The sequence below is a fragment of the Amycolatopsis sp. PSD-21 genome, assembly GCF_055561455.1.
The window spans coordinates 8,679,931-8,696,931 of record NZ_CM145712.1; the positions used below are offsets into that span (position 1 = coordinate 8,679,931).

The following is a 17,001-nucleotide window of genomic DNA, read 5'->3' on the forward strand; positions in this document are numbered from 1 at the left end:
TTTCGCGGGGGAAGGAAGAACGGATCGCGGGGCCGACGGGCGCGGCGACAACGGGGTCATCGGTCCTCCCCGGCGGTGTCGGCGGGCTGGGCGAACACCAGAACGTCGCCGTGTGCGCGCAGGTGCGGCGTGGGCAGTCCGCGCACCGCCGCGCGCTGCCGGGCCCGGTCGTACTCGGCGTCCGCCGCCGCGCTCGGAACGGTGTGCAGGCGCCCCTGCCGGACCGGGGCGTGCAGGGTGACGATGTGCTGCAGGTAGAGCAGATCGGCGTGCTGGCAGGCGGCCACGATCGCACCGGTCGGGTCGACAAGCTCCCCCTGATTCCAGTCACTGTGCGTGTACACCGCGAAGATGCCGCCGTGCCGCAACCGCCTCGCCGCCAGCAGCGCGAGCCGGTCCAGCGGTACCGTCCCGCCGGCGCGGGCGGGCACCGAGACGAGCACCAGATCCGCCCGCGCGCCGACGTCCGTTCCGGATGTCTCAGTAGTGGCGGGTGACGTGCTGACGCGAGCCGCGGGCGGGTCGGTGACGAGGTCGGTCCAGAACGGCCGCGCGGCGGAGCCGGACACCGTCGCACCGGTGTCGACGGTCAGTGTGTCGGCGGTGCGATCGAGGGCGCGGACCGCGTCTCGGGCCGCGATCAGCTCCTTCTCGGGGACCGTCGGGGCGGTGCCGGTGTCGACCAGAACGACGTGCGCGCCGGGGGTGGTGAACGCCGCCGTGATGGACTCGACGATCGGCACCGGCCAGCGCGTGGAGGCGTCGATCGGCTCGCCTCCGCACGTCCACACCGTCGCTGGAGTCGGCGCTGTCGACACGACCGGCGTACGTCGGCGCGGCGCCTCGGGACGCGAGGTCGCGCGGGTCTGTCGGCCGGCCGACGCGGTGGTGCGGGCGCCGGGATAAGGGGCACGGTCGCCGCCGCGGCGAGCGCGAGGCGGGCGGGCCGGGTCCGGCCGATTTCCGGGACGGCCATCCGGTGATTGCTGGGCCATGAGAGGTCCTCCTGCGAGCGGAACAGCCGGGGCGACGCCCGGCCTGGTTCGTGCTGTCACAAAGCAATACCGAAAAAAGGCCGCCTCGGAGACAGGCACCCGCCAATAAAGTGCTGAAATGACTTCTTTCGGACCAATATCGGGGCGGCCGATAACCGCAAAAACATCGTTTCCTCTCATGGTCGAAGGAAAACATGGACATCCGACTCGACTGATTCATTTCCTGGTGAGCTTCGAGCCCCTCGTAGCACTTGAAGCACCAGTTAAAGTCGCAGAACACAGGCGATCCCCGAGCCACCGAGGCGCTTTTGCCGCGGCTTTGAGGCGCCCATGAAGCGCTTTTGAGGCGATTATGATGCGCTTCGCGTGGCTTCCTTTGTTGACGCATTCTTCGACCGTCTTCACAGGGAGCCGTCATGGATTCTTCCGCACCCGACGACGAAGCCCGCGACAATCGTCGTTTCACCACATACACGGATGTGTTCGCGATGGCGCGGTCCAGTTTCGACTGGCTGGTGACCGGGCCGGATCCGGTCAGTGTCGACGGCCGCGAGATCTCCGGAGTGCCGCCACGACCGGTACTGCTGGACGAGCTCGGCTCGCTGCTGCGCGCGGACGGCTGTGCTCAGGCGACACGGGACGCGGCGTGGAGGTATCTGGTCACACGCGCCCGCGCCGAACGCGGGACCTGGACGGTGGCGTGTGTCGGGATGGCGTTGCCCGCACTGCTGCGTGCCGCGACGGCCGTGACCCGCCGGTTCACCGGCGATCGCCACGACATCAACGCCGCCGTCCTGACCGCGTTCGTGCAGGAGCTAGACGAGGTCGACCTGGCCCGGCCGGCGATCCTCGCGCGCTTGTACTACGTGGCGTTCCGGGCAGGACTGCTGGCTCTGGACGACGCCGTCGGAAAGCCGATCCCGGCGGGCGATCTGGTGTACAACGCCCTGCGGCCACCTCCGCCAGAGGGCCATCCGGAGCTGGTGCTCGAGACAGCCGTGCACGCCGGCGCGATCACCGCCGAGCAGGCGGCGCTGATCTCCGAAACCCGGCTCGGCGACACGACCCTGGCCGACGCGGCACGCAGCCGTGGCCTTCGCTACCGGACGGCGCAGAAGGGCCGCGCCCGGGCCGAAGCGCGTCTCGTTACCTACCTGCGCGACGAGCACCGTGGCACGTCCGCCGCGCACGGCTCGGCGAACTCACGCACCGTGACCGGCGGAGCCAGGCCGGGCACCCGCGTCGCGTCGAGCGGACACCACGTCTGCGGGGAGGTCGGCTCATGCGACTGACACCGCACCACTACCGCCGCGTCATCATGTTCCTCGGGTGGCTGACCGCCTTCGGGCTGCTGCTGTCGTCCTCGTCCGCGCGCGCGGACACGATTCATTACGTCGCACTCGCCCAGACCGTCGATCAGGTCCTCACCAACATCCGCAACTGGATCATGGGGATCCTCGCCGGAGTCGCGGTCGTGTTCATCACCATCGGCGGCCTGCGCTACCTGATGGCCTCGGGTGACCCCGGCGAGATCGAGAAAGCGAAGGGCGCGTTCAAGGCCGCCGGCATCGGCTTCGGACTCGCCGCGCTCGCCCCGATCGTGGTCGAGATCCTCAAGGGCATCGTGGGCGGGGTGTGAACCATGACCGCCCCGAACACACGACGCTGTACCCGCGTAGTCCTGGTGCTGATGCTGACGGCTCTCGCCGGGATCACGCTGACCGCGGCGGCATCCCCCGAACCCGCGCAACAACCGGTGCTGCCGCTGCCGCCCAATCCCAGCTGTGCACCGGGTTCGACCGAGCCCGCCTGCCTGCTGCCGGGAACCTCGCCCTCGACGCCGCCAACGGGTCCGCCGAGCACGCCGCTGGTGCCCGGTCCGTCGGCGCCACCGGTGTCGTGTTTCCCCGGAGCGGTCATGCCCGAGTGCGGCAACCTGCCCACCCAGCCGCCGCCGACAAGCCAGCCGTGCGAGGGCCCGAACTGCATCCCACAACCGTCTCCGCGTGATCCCGCCGGCGAGGAGAGCGAGTGTGGGTTCACCGACCCGGTCGCGTGTGTCACCGAGGCCATCGACAGCTTCTTCCGCGGCTTGGTGATCGGCGCGCTGAACCCACTGCTCGACCTGCTCGGCAAGACGGTGCTGTCCACACCGCACCCTGACCTGCTTCCCGGCATCGGCCAGGCATGGACCGACTCCTGGCACCTGATGCTCGCCTTCTACAGCAGCATCGTCGTGATCGCGGGCCTGCTCCTGATGGGCTACGAAACCCTGCAGACCCGGTACACGATCAAAGAGATCGCACCCCGTATCGCGATCGGGTTCCTCGCCGGGACGCTGTCGCAGTTCGTGGCGACCCAGGGCATCGAGATCTCCAACGCCGTCAGCTCGGCGCTGATGACCGGCGCGGTCAACCCGGACACCGCCGCCAAGGCGATGACCGACATGATCCTCGGCTCGCTCAACGGCGGCGCGGGCTGGCTGCTGTTCATCGGACTCGCGCTCGCGGCGATGCTCGTCGTCTTGTTGCTGACGTTCATCGTCCGGGTCATCGCAACGATGCTGCTGATCGCGGCCGCGCCGTTCGTGCTGATGTGGCACGCCCTCCCTCACACCGAGGGCGTCGCCGTTTTTTGGTGGAAGGCATACGGACTGGTGCTGGTCATCCCGATCGGCCAGGCCGTGGCGCTGAGCGTGGCGTTGCGGGTGTTCTTCACCCCGGGCGGATTCACCGTGTTCGGGCCGACGCTGAACGGGCTGACCAACCTCCTGTTCTGCGTCGCCCTGATGTGGATCTTGGTCAAGATCCCGTTCTGGTGCCTGCAACCCCTGCGCGGCAGCGGCGGCCGCTCACTTCTCGGGTCCCTGGTGCGCGGCGCGATCGCCTACAAGACCATGGGCCTGCTCGGCGGCGCCACTTCCCTCTTCGGAGGCAAGGGCCGCAAGCCCAGCCGCGCGCCACGTGATCGGATGCCGACGGACCCGCCGTCCACGCGGTCGGGGCAGTACCTGCTGCCGTTGCGGGTGCGGCGGGTGGCGAAGCCCTTCCGAACACCGCGCCGAGGCTTCGACGAGCCGCCCCGGCCGGGCCTTCCCGCCGACCGTGCCCCGGGTCCCGGCCAGACGTCGCTGTTCACGGTTCGCCGCGCCGGCGACGCCGTGACCGCCAGCCCGAACCCGCGAGCGATACCGCTCAAGGACCTGCCCAACGCGCTCCCCGCCGACCAGCTCGGGTTGCCGATCACCGTGCACCGCGACCCCTCCCGACTGCCTCGCCGCACCCTGGCCGACGACCTCGCCGCCCGGCACTCCGCGGTGCCGCCTGTGTCGCAACCGGGACTGCTACATCCGGACGGGCAGGTCAACCGCCGGGCCAGGCCACCGGTGAAACTGCCCGGCGCGCTGATCGCCCCGAGCACCGGGATGCTGCCGATCCACCTGCCACCGCAGACCCCGCGCCCGCCGCGGCGCACGCTCGCCGACGATCTGGCCGATCCCGCCCGCACGAACCGGGCACCGCAGACCGGGCCCGCGCTGATCTCCAGATCCGGGGAGATCACCAAGGCCGCCCGCGCGCACCGCCGTCCCCTCCGCGACGCCTACACCGGCAACCGGCCACTCGCCTCCGGCCAGTACCCGCTGCCACTCGGCGTCCAGCGCCAGCCCAAACCCGTACCGCCACCCGTCTCGGCAGCGCCGAAGCGGCGCACCGGAACGCAACTGCGCCTGCCCCTGGACCTGCCCGCCCGGCGTGGCTCGAAGAAGAAGTGAGGAACCGCCATGTCGTCTCCCGTGCGCGTGCCCGCCGATGTCGACCGCCCGGACCGGATCCTCGGTCCGCTGACCGCCCGGCAGCTCGCGATCCTCGGCGTCACCGGCCTCCTGCTCTACGGCCTGCACTCGGCGACCCACGCGTTCGTGCCACTGCCCGTGTTCCTCCTCGTCGCTATCCCGATCGCGATCACAGCCACCGTGCTGGCCCTCGGCCAGCGAGACGGCCTACCCCTGGACAAACTCGCCCTCGCCGCGATCCGCCAGCACCTCTCGCCGCGGCACCGGGTCACCGCACCCGAAGGCGTGCGTCCGGCCCCCGCGTGGCTGACCGCCCAGGGCCCCAACGCCCGCACGCGCGGTCGCCCTGTGAGGCGCACGGCCTCGGCCGAACCGGTGTCGCCAGCAACGCTTCAGCTGCCCGCCCAAGGTGTCGCCGACACCGGCGCACATGCCGGGATCGTCGACCTCGGCGCCGACGGGCTCGCGGTCATCGCCGTATGCAGCACCGTCAATTTCTCGCTCCGCACACCGGGCGAGCAGGAGGCACTCGTCGCCAGTTTCGCGCGCTACCTGCACAGCCTGACCGCCCCGGTACAGATCCTGGTGCGCGCCGAACGTCTCGACCTCGCCCCACAGATCGCCGAGCTGCGGGACCGTGCCGGTGGGCTCCCGCACCCCGCGCTGGAGGCCGTCGCGCTGGATCACGCGGACTACCTCGCCGAGCTGACCGCCCAGGCGGATCTGCTGCGCCGCCAGGTCTTGCTCGTTCTGCGTGAACCGTTGCGTACCGGCTCGGCACCCGTCGCCGCGTCGAGTGTGCTGCCGTGGCAACGCCATCGCGGAGACGAACGACTGATGGACGACGGGGTACGGCAGGCGGCCGAGCAACGCCTGGCGCGGCGGCTCGGCGAGGCCATCGAACTGCTCAGCCCGGCCGGGATCGTGGCCACCCCGCTCGACGCCGCCGCCGCGACGAGTGTCTTGGCGGCGGCATGCAACCCCGACACCTTCCTGCCACCGTCCGCCGAATTGGCCGGAGCCGACGAAGTCATCACCGCCACCACCACCTTCACCGACCTCTACGGCCCTGACGACGATGCCGATGTCGCAACGGCACCGCGCTCCGGTCGCTCGCAGACGTCAGGGCCCTGGCTGTCCGAGGACGAGGACTGGGACTACGACGACGAGAGCGAAAGCAGGTGAACCTCATGCCACGCACCAGATACCCTGCCTCGACGTCCCGCTCCGGGTCGGCGGGGGCGTTCACCCCGGACTCGTTGTCGGTGTCCGCCCGGCATCTCGAGGTCGGCAACGAATTCGTCGCGTCCTTCGGCGTCACCGGCTACCCGCAGGAGGTCTATCCCGGTTGGCTGGCGCCGCTGCTCACCTACCCCGCCAGGGTGGACGTGTCGGTTCACGTTCAGCCCGTCGACTCGGCCACCGCCGCCAGCGGCCTGCGCAAGCAACGAGCCAAACTCGAATCGTCGCGCCGCCACAACACCCGGCATGGCCGGCTCGACGACCCAGACCTCGACGCCGCCGCCGAAGACGCCGCCGACCTCTCGCGCAGCATCGCCCGCGGCGATGGACGCCTGTTCCGATTCGGGCTGTACCTGACCGTGCACGCCCCGAACGAAACCTCCCTCGCCGAGGAGGTCTCCGCCTTACGTTCTCTGTGCGCTTCTCTTCTGCTGGACGCGAAACCCACGACATACCGGGCTTTGCAGGGGTGGGTCACCACCCTGCCCCTCGGGCTGGACCCGCTCGGTCTGACACGGACGTTCGACACCGCCGCGGTCAGCGCCGCGTATCCGTTCACCTCCCCGGATCTACCTCCGACCGACCCGGCCACCTCCGCCCCCACCGGAGTGCTCTACGGCTACAACGTCGGCTCCTCCGGGCTGGTGCACTGGGACCGGTTCGCGTGCGACAACTACAACATGGTCGTGCTGGGCCGCTCCGGCGCGGGCAAGTCCTATCTCGTCAAACTCGAGACCCTGCGCAACCTCTACCGTCATCTCGGCGACGACGAGAGCGGGCGGACATCGGAGGCGGTTCAGGCGTTCGTCATCGACCCCGAAGACGAATACGCCCGCCTCGCGGCCCAGGTTGGCGGCACCTACGTCCACCTTGGCGGGGACGGGGTCCGGCTGAACCCGTTCGACCTGCCCGTGCACACCGACCCGCGCGGACGCCGCACCGCCCCACGGGACGCGGTGACACGACGCAGCCTGTTCCTGCACACCGTCCTGGCCGTGCTCCTCGGCACCGAGATCACCGCCGCCGAACGCGCCGTGCTCGACACCGCGATCACCGCCACCTACACCCGCGCGGGCATCACCGACGACACTCGGACCTGGACCCGCCCGGCGCCGCTGCTACGCGACCTGCGCGACGTCCTCGCCGCCTCCGGTGACGGCGGGGACGCGGTGGCCGCCGACCTCGCCGCCAGGCTGCATCCCTTTGTCGATGGCTCGTTCGCCGATCTCTTCGACGGGCCCACCACCGCCACCCCGGACGGACACCTCGTCGTCTTCTCCCTACGCGACCTGCCCGACGAACTACGCGCGATCGGCACCCTCCTCGTGCTCGACACCGTCTGGCGACGCGTCGCCAACCCCGCCCACCGGCGACCCCGCCTGGTCGTGGTCGAGGAGGCATGGCTGCTCATGCAACAGCCCGAAGGCGCACGATTCCTGTTCCGCATGGCCAAGGCCGCCCGCAAACACTGGTGCGGGCTCACCGTCGCGACCCAGGACATCGCCGACGTGCTCAGCAGCGACCTGGGCAAAGCCATCGTCAGCAACGCCGCCACCCAAGTGCTGTTACGCCAGGCACCGCAAGCCATCGACGAGATCACCGAAGCCTTCGATCTCTCCGCCGGAGAACGCCAATTCCTGCTCGCCGCCGACCGCGGCCAGGGCCTGCTGTCCGCAGGTACGCACAGGGTGGCGTTTCAGTCGCTGGCCTCGCCCACTGAGGATTTCCTGGTCACCACTGACCCGAAGTTCCTCGCAGCTCTTCAGGATTCCGGCACGAACTCAGGGTGGGTGGAGCTGTAATGAGGGTATCGCGGTCCCGGGGTTCAGGAACTGCATGTAGTTGGGGCAGCGCACCACCTGTACTGCCAACCGGCACGGGTATCGCCCGATCCATATCGCGATGGATGCAGTCGTTAGGAACGGCTACGTGCGAAAAGGATCGCTTGCGGAAATTGCTCGTCCGGGTCGAGCAGCCACTGGGCCTCGACCTCGAATCCGGCCTCACGCAGCCAGGATGCGACCCTTTCCGGCCGACGGCGGTGGACATGGAGCTTCATCGGATGGCCGCCGTAACCCTCGGTCTTCAACTGCGACCCGTCGCCTACGTGAAACAGGAGTTGCAGTGGTCCGCCCGGACGCAACGCTCGGTGGAAGTGCGCGAAGACTGTCGGCACATCGCCGTCGGGGATGTGGATCAACGACTGCCAGGCAAGCAGGCCAGCCGCCGAAGCTGCTGGGAGGTCCAAGTCTGTCATCGAGCCCACCTCGAACCGCAGACCGGGGTGCTCGTGCCGGGCCACGTCGATCATCCCTGGGGAAAGGTCGATGCCGAAGGCGTCGACCTCGAGCTCGTGCAGGTAGGCGGTGACTTCTCCGGGGCCGCAGCCGACGTCCGCTACTGGCCCGCCTCCCCCGGCCCTCACACAGTCGGCGAACACCGCCAGAGCCGCGCGAAGGTACTGGTGACCGGCGAGGGCACCACGGACTTGGTTGGCATAGCTAACTGCGACCGTGTCGTACGAGGTCCGGGTGTCGGCCAACCAGTCGTCCGTGTTCATGACCGGAACGATATGTCTGATCGCGATCTCGTAGGCAGCCGACTCGATCTGTTCGTCATTGGGCAGGCACCTGAGCACCATGGTTGTTGTCCCCCAGAGGTTTGTACGGCAGGCGAGCGTGCGGTGGCGGCAACGGGCAGCTCATCGCTCGTGGATTTGATGCCTCCTGACACCGGGGTGGTCAACGGTGGCGGCGACAGACCCGAAGTTCCTCGCGTCTCTCGAGGATCCGGAGCAGGACTCAGGGTGGGTGGAGCTGTCATGAGCAGCCCCTGGTTCCGAGGTTCGCGACACCGCCGGTCACGTTGGCCAAGTCCGCCGAAGCCGCTCGATCAGCTTGGCAGGATTGAGCTTCTGGTCGATTCGGAGCAGATAGCCGACCGGCGACTCCCGAATGGCGTCCCGACGTTGCCGGCGCCACTGGGTAGGCGCGGTAACCACGCAGGCGGCCAGCGCCGCTGGCCCGGTGATCGCCGGCGAGAGCCCTATGGTGCCGGCGGCTGCCGCGGCCAGCGGGGGCAGAGCGACCGACTTGACGTTGACCAATGCTCGCGCGGACTCCAGACCGACGCTGCGCAGCCGCTCCCGCAACTGCTCCAACTGCCCAGTGACAGTGCGCTGCACCTCGGTCTGCAGATACTCGTGGAAGACGGGCAGGTCGCGGATGTCCTGGAGTTCGGCGAGCCGCTCGACCTGCTGAGTCACGTAGAGGCGGAACGCGTCGAGTTCGGTGCCGAACCGCGAGCGAACCTCGATGATCTTGTCGATCGGCACACGGTCGAGGTCAGCGGGTACGACTGTCTCGAACGCCAGGAATACAAAGGCATCCAGCAGGTCACGTGGAGCCTGTGTGGCGACCGCCCCGACGGGTTCCTTATCTATCAGCGTCTGGATCAGGCGCTCGAGGGTCCAGCCCGATTCGGCGGAATGGGGCAGGGTTTGATCGGTGACCGGATGCAGGTGGTCCTCGATCGCGATGCGCTCGATCAAGGCGCAGGTATAGACAGCTGCCAGCTCTGGGTGCATTCCGACCCAGGTTCCCCCATGCCCCTCCTGAAGAGTCGCAAGTCCGGCGTTCATCGCGGCTTCAACCGCGTCAGGAAAGATCTTGTCGAGATGGATGTATCCCAACCGGGGATCCAATCGGGGCACCGACACCCTCCTGCGCGGCCTCATGACAGGCCCCGATCGCGGCGCGCCACCCGCCGATCCATAGAACACCGGCGGCCCCGCGACGTTGCCGTTATCGAGGTAGCCGATGGTGGTGTCGGCACCATGCCCCCACTGCCCGATCCGGTGGAGCCCGAAACTGTCCCGCAGCGCCTGCGTGCGGGTATTGATCAGCTCGAGAAACGCGGGCGCGATCTGGGTGGCCGCCCATTGCGGCGGTTCGATGTCAATCAGCCATCTCGCGTCGTACTGCAGGGCGCGCGCTACCGAGGAGTCGAACGTCGGATAGTCGCGAGGCCGCAGCCTGGCCAGCTTGGGCCAATACAGGGCCGCGTACTTCAGCCACGTGTCGTCGCGGACGTGGATATACGGGTAATACAAAGCGATCGAGTCCACTGGACGCCCCTCGTCGAACCTCGCGTCCGAGAACTATAGCGGGCTCAGCGGGTATTCGCGGTCGCTCGACAGGGCGCGTGGTCGACGGCCGCTCGCGTTTTATCCCTTTCCCTCAAGGATTCCTGGCAGGAGTTCCACCATGGCTGAGCACGCCGCCGCATTACCGATGACACAGAACTGGGTGACTGACTACCTGCGCGACCCCGGCGGCACCACCGGTCACCTGCTCGCCGTCGCAGGCGACTGGGCGTTGAACTGGGGACCGATCGTCATCCCAGCCCTCGTCGTGGCCCTAGCGGGGGCGGTCGTGGCGCGCCGCTGTTGGCGCGCCCGCTGCCACGCCGCGCTGCTGGCCGATGCTCGCCGGATCACCGTGCTCGCCCCGCCCACCGTCGATCCCGCCGGCGGGGCCGCGGTCTGGTCCAACCTCGTCGGACTCCTGCGGCCCGCCTGGCGGCGATGGTGGGCCGGGCAGCCACATCTGGCGATGGAGTACGTGTTCGGCGAGCACGGCGTCACCGTGCAGTTCTGGGTCCCCGGCGTCATCCCACCCTCGCTGGTGGAACGCGCGATCGAGGCCGCCTGGCCCGGCTCCCACACCCGCACCAGCCCCGCCACCTCACCGTTCCCGACCATGACGGCCGGGTGCCGGCGGATCACCGTCGGCGGCCAGCTTCGCCTCGCCCGCGCCGAAGCCCTCCCCATCCGCACCGCCTTCGACGCCGACCCGATCCGCGGTCTGCTCGGCGCACCGGTCGGGCTCGGCCGGGACGAGCGCGCCTGCGTGCAGATCCTCGCCCGCCCGGTCACCGGCCGCCGAGTCGCCCAAGCACGCCGCGCCGCCCGCCGGGTCCACCACGGCTCCTCCGGGCATCTCGGGGGCCGGATCCTCGACGCGATCACCCCAGGAGTCAGCGCCACCCGCGCCCGCCGGGCCTCGGACTCGCGGCGCATCAGCCAGGACCCGCAGCTGTCGCTCGAATATTCGGCACAGAACAAGGCCATCGTGGGCAAGCAGCGAGGATCCCAGTACGAGACCGTGATCTGGTACGCCGTGGCTACCGACCTTCCTGAGGACGCGAACGGCGACCGGGTGCGCCAGGTTCGCGACACGGCGCGCGGGCGGGCGCACGCACTCGCGGCCGCGTTCGCCGCCTACACCGGCCACAACCACTACACCCGCACACGCCTGCGCCACCCCGCCCACGCGCTCGCCGACCGCCGCCTCGACCGCGGCGACCTGCTCTCCGTGCCCGAGCTCGCGGCACTCGCACACCTGCCCACCGACACCGAGATCCCCGGCGTCGAACGCGCCGGAGCCAAAGCCGTCGCCCCACCACCCGGCATCCCCACCCCAGGCCCAGGAGTAATCCCGCTGGGACAATCCGACACCGGCCACGCACGCCCCGTCGGCCTACGGCTCGCCGACGCCCGCTACCACCTGCACCTGGTCGGGCCGACCGGCTCCGGGAAGTCCACCCTGCTCGGCCAGATCATCCTCGACGACGTCGACAACCAGCGCGGTGTCGTCCTGATCGACCCGAAAGGCGACCTGGTCACCGACATCCTCAACCGCCTCCCCCGCAGCGCGGCCGAGCGGGTGGTGCTGTTCGACGCCGACTCCCGGCACCGCCCACCCATCCTCAACCCACTGGAAGGCGGGGAAACCGACCGCGAGGTCGACAACCTCGTCTCCGTCTTCCGCCGCGTCTACAGCGCGTTCTGGGGACCGCGCACCGACGACCTCATGCGCGCCGCCTGCCTCACCCTGCGCGCCCAAGAAGCCGTGCCCACCCTGGCAGACCTCCCGAAACTCCTGACCAGCGAGGCGTTCCGCTCCCGCATCACCACCGGCCTGACCGACCCAGTACTGCGCGGATTCTGGGAGTGGTACGACGAACTCACCGACTCCAGTCGTTCCCAGGTGATCTCGCCGCTCATGAACAAACTTCGCGCATTCTTGCTGCGGCCCTTCGTGAAAGAGGCCATCGCCGGAGGACGGTCCACAGTGGACATGTCTCAGGTGCTCGACGAGGGCGGGATCTGCCTCGTACGGATCCCCAAAGGATCACTGGGTGAGGAGACCACACGGCTGGTCGGGTCACTGGTCGTGGCCCGCACCTGGCAGGCCACCACCGCCCGCGCCCGCGTCCCGCAACGCCTGCGCCCCGACGCGCACACCGTCATCGACGAATGTCACAACTTCCTGCATCTCCCCTACCCCATGGAAGACATGTTGGCCGAATCCCGCGCGTTCCGGAACGGATTTATCCTCGCCCACCAACACCTCGGGCAGCTATCGCGTGAACTCAAGGAAGGCCTCTCCACCAACGCCCGCAACAAAATCATCTACTCCGCCTCCCCCGAAGACGCCCGCGAACTCGCCCGCCACACCACACCCCGGCTCTCCGAACACGACCTGTCCCACCTCGGCGTCTACCACGCCGCCGCACGCCTGGTCGTGCACGGCGAGGAAACCGAACCCTTCACCATGACCACCCAACCGCTGCCCGACCCGATCCCCGGGCGTGCCCGCGAAATCCGGGCCGCGCTCCGCGCCCAGCGCCGCGCACACACCTCCGCGACCAGTGGCACGCCATCTCGCACCGGCAGCCCTGCGACGACCACCGCGCGGATACCGCCCACCCGGCCGCCCAGGACCGATCCCCGCCGCACACGCCCCTAGGGCACCTGTACACCACGGATTTCCTTCACGCCTTGGGAATACCCGGTTCTCGGTCGTGGCCTGCGGCCGGTCTGCCCACAGCACTTGTCCACAGCCTGTTGACAACCACAGGAGGGCCTGTTGATAACGACCACTACCCGCCAACACACCCTGCGGGGCCATCTGCGTGGCCGGCGCACCGCCCGCGCGGCGAGCACGGTCGAGCATCAGGCCATGCTCGCCTCGCGCCTCACCCCCCGGGACAAGTGGCTCCTGGCTTTACTGCACGAGCACTGGGTCCTGACCAGTTTCCAAGTCCAGGACGCCGCGTTCCCCTCCGGCCGCTCAGCCCGCCAGCGGTTGCTCGATCTCCTCCATTGGCGGGCCGTGTCGCGGTTCCAGCCGTTCCGGCAAGTCGGCTCCGCACCCATGCACTACGTCCTCGGCCCAGCCGGGGCCGCGGTGCTCGCCGCCGAACACGGCCTCGAAGTCAAAGACCTCGGCTACCGGCACGACCGCGCCATGGGTATCGCCCACAACCAGCGCCTCGCCCACACCGTCGGCGTGAACGACTTCTTCACCTCCCTCATCGCCCGCACCCGCCACAGCCAGACGAGCGAAGCGCTGAGGGCGTGGTGGTCAGAATCCCGTTGCGCCCGCCACTTCGGCGACCTCGTCATCCCCGACGGCTACGGCCGCTGGCGCGGCACCAGTCGGGAGGTGGAGTGGTTCCTCGAGTTCGACACCGGCACCGAATCCCTGTCCAAGGTCGGCCGGAAACTCGCTGGGTACGGGCGGCTGGCCGAGTCCACAGGGATCGCCACCCCAGTGCTGGTGTGGCTGCCCACCACCCGCCGCGAAGCCGGGGCCCGCACCGCCCTTGCCCGCGTGCACGCCGGACTCGACGACCCGAATTCGGTGCCCGTGGCCACCGCCGCGGCCGACCTGCTCGACCCGGCCGCGCCTCATCCGAGCCCGGCGGAAGCGGTCTGGTTGCCGCTGACCTCCGCGCGGGCCCATCGAGCAGGACCGCGCTACAACCTCGCCGACCTCTCCGACGCCTGGCCCAGCCTGTCACCGCCAGCCGGCCCCGGCACTGAGAACAGCGAGGACGACGCCGGTGACGCCACGGGCGCCTCGCCGTACCGGCTGCCGCCACCAAGTCCGATCCCGCCGAACGCCACTCCGAACCGGGTCGCTCGCGGCAAGCGCTAGCTCTGCGTAGCCACATCCGCCGCACCGGGCCCGGGGATCATCACCGCCAGAAGGAGCGCTCAGCCATGGGAAGCAAACTCGGGGCCGGAATCGCCGCCATGGTCCTCGCCATTCCGTTGCTCATCGGCGCCGGTGTCGCCGGCATCGGCAGCGCCCTGTTCGGCAGCAGCGGCACGAGTTCGCTGATTTGCACGCCCGGCGGGACACCGACCGGCACCGTGCCCGGTCTGACCTCCGAGCAGATGGCCAACGCCGCCACCATCGTCGCGGTCGGCAAGCAGATGGGCGTACCCGAACCGGGCTGGGTGATCGCGATCGCCGCCGCCATGCAGGAATCCCAGCTCCGCAACCTGCACTACGGCGACCGCGACTCCCTCGGACTCTTCCAGCAACGCCCCTCGATGGGGTGGGGCACCCCGCAACAGATCACCACCCCGACCTACGCGGCGACCAAGTTCTTCGAACGCCTCACCGCCACACCGAACTGGCAGACAATGAGCGTCAACGACGCCGCACAAACCGTGCAGGGCTCCGGCTTCCCTCACGCTTACGCCCAGCACGAGGACAAGGCGCGCGCGGTCGTCGCCGCTGTGTCCGGGATGCGCTGCCAGCCCGCGCCCGCGATGGCCGGGACCGGTGACTGCAACAATATCCAGGCACCCACCGCCGCCGCGATGACCGCGATCAACTACGCGTGCGGGCAACGAGGACTGCCGTACGTCTGGGGTGGCGACGGCCCGCAGAACGGCGACAGTGGATTCGACTGCTCGGGCCTGACCAAGGCCGCCTACGACGCCGCCGGAATCTCGCTTCCCCGCACCGCGCACACCCAGTACCACGCCGGACCACGAGTGCCCGACGGGCAACTGCTGCCAGGCGATCTCGTGTTCTACGGTTCACCGTCGAAAATCCGGCACGTCGGGCTCTATCTCGGGGGCGGGAAGATGTTGAACGCGCCGGACTTCTCGCAACCCGTGCAAATTGACGACTACCGCTACCCCGGCGACGACTATGCGGGTGCCACGCGCCCCGCAGGCTAATCAAGGTCGCGTCTTGTGTGGATAGTTCCCATTATTCGGTGAAATCTCACCGGGGGTCGAGGGAAAACCTATATCTGGCTTGACATCCCGGCATACACGGAGCGTCCCTGGACATGTCATAGCGCAGAACGTGCGCCACATCGTCGAAGGGATGTGCCTCTTATGGACGGACTACACGCGGCCGTTCCCGGCTGTGCCGCGGTACTTCCGGTGTTGCCGGACGGCGAGGTGTGGGTGGCGATGCCGTACAAACCGGCATTCCCCGGCATCATCCCCGCCGACGAGACACCACCCGGGACCATCGACGACCAGACCCGCTTCCCGACCCTGCACAATCTGAAGAACGATGCCGAGATCGGCTTGCGGTGCCGTCCCGCTGTCGCGCGCTGGATCGGGGTCCACCTGGAATCGTTCTACGGCCCCCACCAGTATCGCTTCACCTGGCACGGGGACACCCTGAAACTCCACGACTCGTTGGAACCTCAGCCGCGCCTGATCCGTCCTGGGGACGACGGTTGTTACGAGATCCGCGATCTCTGGTACCCCTTGGCACCGACGGCGATCGGCGAGGTGTGCCAACGCCATCCCGACGCCCTGACCGCGCTCACACGTGACGCCGACCCTGCCCCGGTTCCGCACATGCTGGCGTACCTGATCGACCATCCCGGCGCGTCGTCGAAGATGCGGCGGAACGTCGAGACCGCGCTGGCGAAACTCTCCGCCGAACCGGGTCGGTGACGTCCGTGGTGGCCGTCACGGCGCGCGACGTGCCCGAGATCCGGGCACGGATGAGCGAATGGGCCCGTGATCCCGGATTGGACGGGGCGGGCAACTGGTTCCGGTTCTTCGTCGGCCCCCGGCCCGAGGATACGGCGGGAGAGCCCGCGTTCCCGCCGTTGGACGACGTCGGCGCCACGATCGCGGACACGCTCCGCGTCCAGATCCCGGCCGCCGAGCTGTTCTACGTCTCCGCCGACCTGACCGACCTCGCGAGCCACGCCGCGACCACTCTGTCCGACTACCGTCTTCACCCCGAAGACCTGCCCGCCCCCGTGGGGCTCATGGTGTACGAGCACCCGCCCGTCGCAGGAACCGCCTCTGCGCGGCACGAGGCCGTATCGCTGGTCTCGTGGGGTCCAGGGCGCGGTGGTTTGTGGGTGCAGAGCTGGGGAACCGTCCCCGACCCCGAACCGCTAGCGGTCGGCGTCGGGCGCAGGCTCGCCCGTCTGCCCCGCGACTACGCCCTGTCCCAGATGCGGACAGCCGCCGCGCTGAACCTGCCAGTACCCGCGCCGGGCAACAAACCCGCCAGTCACGACGACGCCGTCGACCTCGGCGCCAAGCACATCCTGGCTACGTTTCTGCGTAATGCCGAACGCGCACCGATTCCGCCGAGTTTCTCCCCTCCGCACGGATACGAATGGTGCGGCCTCACGCCCATGACGTTCACCGACATGAAGGGCTGGCCCAGTGCGCTGACCGAAGGTACGTCCGCCGCCGATATCGACGCCCAGATCGCCTTGCAGCGCACCATCCTCGCCACCTGGCTGCTGATGGGTCAGACCCTCGTGCGCTCCGAACGCGTCAGCGCGCCCCGCGCCGCCCGCCGCCGCATCGAACGCTACGACCCCGCCCTCAATCAGGACGTCCGTCTCGTCGACCTCCGGCGCGCCCGCACCGCGCCCACCGACCACAGCAGCGACAGCTCCGACACGAGCACACGCGAATACCGCCACAGCTGGATCGTTCGCGGCCACTGGCGCAACCAGTACTACCCCAGCCGAAGCGACCACTGCCCGATCTGGATCGCCGATCACCTCGCCGGACCGGACGACAAACCCCTCATCGGCGGCGAACGCGTCAACGTCCTACGCCGTTGAACCCGGACACGGCCGACGCCCATCGCCGCACCGTGGGACGAACTG

General features: G+C 69.1%; 13 protein-coding genes. 10 read left to right on the plus strand and 3 right to left on the minus strand.

Features of this window, described 5'->3' with window-relative positions:
- Positions 1-56: 56 nt before the first annotated feature.
- Entirely contained in the window at positions 57-995 is a 939-nt protein-coding gene (locus tag ACZ1DY_RS40805) for a hypothetical protein (protein WP_465482868.1), read from the minus strand.
- A 416-nt stretch (positions 996-1,411) separates the two neighbouring features.
- Here ACZ1DY_RS40805 and ACZ1DY_RS40810 point away from each other — a divergent pair, with 416 nt between their 5' ends.
- The 5 genes from ACZ1DY_RS40810 to ACZ1DY_RS40830 are packed head-to-tail and all read left to right on the plus strand — an operon-like array spanning position 1,412 to position 7,832.
- Entirely contained in the window at positions 1,412-2,287 is an 876-nt protein-coding gene (locus ACZ1DY_RS40810; RefSeq protein ID WP_465482869.1) for a sigma-70 family RNA polymerase sigma factor, read from the plus strand.
- Positions 2,278-2,634 carry a pilin gene (locus ACZ1DY_RS40815; protein WP_465482870.1) on the plus strand — a complete coding sequence of 119 codons (357 nt, stop codon included), beginning with the start codon at positions 2,278-2,280 and terminating at the stop codon, positions 2,632-2,634. The genes ACZ1DY_RS40810 and ACZ1DY_RS40815 overlap by 10 nt, the downstream gene beginning before the upstream one ends.
- 3 nt (positions 2,635-2,637) lie before the next feature.
- The gene (locus tag ACZ1DY_RS40820) at positions 2,638-4,767 is read left to right on the plus strand and encodes a hypothetical protein (protein ID WP_465482871.1); all 2,130 of its coding nucleotides are present in this window, start codon (positions 2,638-2,640) and stop codon (positions 4,765-4,767) included.
- 9 nt (positions 4,768-4,776) lie between these two features.
- Positions 4,777-5,973 carry a PrgI family protein gene (locus ACZ1DY_RS40825; RefSeq protein WP_465482872.1) on the plus strand — a complete coding sequence of 399 codons (1,197 nt, stop codon included), beginning with the start codon at positions 4,777-4,779 and terminating at the stop codon, positions 5,971-5,973.
- Between the two features lie 5 nt (positions 5,974-5,978).
- The gene (locus ACZ1DY_RS40830) at positions 5,979-7,832 is read left to right on the plus strand and encodes a VirB4 family type IV secretion system protein (RefSeq protein ID WP_465482873.1); all 1,854 of its coding nucleotides are present in this window, start codon (positions 5,979-5,981) and stop codon (positions 7,830-7,832) included.
- Positions 7,833-7,945: 113 nt separating this feature from the next.
- Here the strand turns inward: ACZ1DY_RS40830 and ACZ1DY_RS40835 are convergent, their stop codons facing one another.
- Both ACZ1DY_RS40835 and ACZ1DY_RS40840 read right to left on the minus strand, forming a co-directional pair.
- Positions 7,946-8,590: a class I SAM-dependent methyltransferase gene (locus tag ACZ1DY_RS40835; protein ID WP_465482874.1), complete on the minus strand. Its 645-nt coding sequence runs from the start codon at positions 8,588-8,590 to the stop codon at positions 7,946-7,948.
- A gap of 300 nt (positions 8,591-8,890) precedes the next feature.
- Complete coding sequence (locus tag ACZ1DY_RS40840; protein ID WP_465482875.1) at positions 8,891-10,156, minus strand: DUF6236 family protein; 1,266 nt, start codon at positions 10,154-10,156, stop codon at positions 8,891-8,893.
- Positions 10,157-10,295: 139 nt separating this feature from the next.
- Between ACZ1DY_RS40840 and ACZ1DY_RS40845 the strand changes: the two genes are divergently transcribed.
- From ACZ1DY_RS40845 to ACZ1DY_RS40865, 5 genes are all read left to right on the plus strand, one after another.
- On the plus strand, positions 10,296-12,842 hold the full coding sequence (locus tag ACZ1DY_RS40845) for a type IV secretory system conjugative DNA transfer family protein (RefSeq protein ID WP_465482876.1): 2,547 nt from the start codon (positions 10,296-10,298) through the stop codon (positions 12,840-12,842).
- 120 nt (positions 12,843-12,962) lie between these two features.
- On the plus strand, positions 12,963-14,036 hold the full coding sequence (locus ACZ1DY_RS40850) for a replication-relaxation family protein (RefSeq protein ID WP_465482877.1): 1,074 nt from the start codon (positions 12,963-12,965) through the stop codon (positions 14,034-14,036).
- Positions 14,037-14,101: 65 nt separating this feature from the next.
- Entirely contained in the window at positions 14,102-15,076 is a 975-nt protein-coding gene (locus ACZ1DY_RS40855; protein ID WP_465482878.1) for a C40 family peptidase, read from the plus strand.
- Between the two features lie 162 nt (positions 15,077-15,238).
- Complete coding sequence (locus tag ACZ1DY_RS40860) at positions 15,239-15,814, plus strand: hypothetical protein (RefSeq protein ID WP_465482879.1); 576 nt, start codon at positions 15,239-15,241, stop codon at positions 15,812-15,814.
- 5 nt (positions 15,815-15,819) lie between these two features.
- Positions 15,820-16,956, plus strand: a complete 1,137-nt coding sequence (locus tag ACZ1DY_RS40865; protein WP_465482880.1) for a hypothetical protein — start codon at positions 15,820-15,822, stop codon at positions 16,954-16,956.
- Positions 16,957-17,001 lie beyond the last annotated feature (45 nt).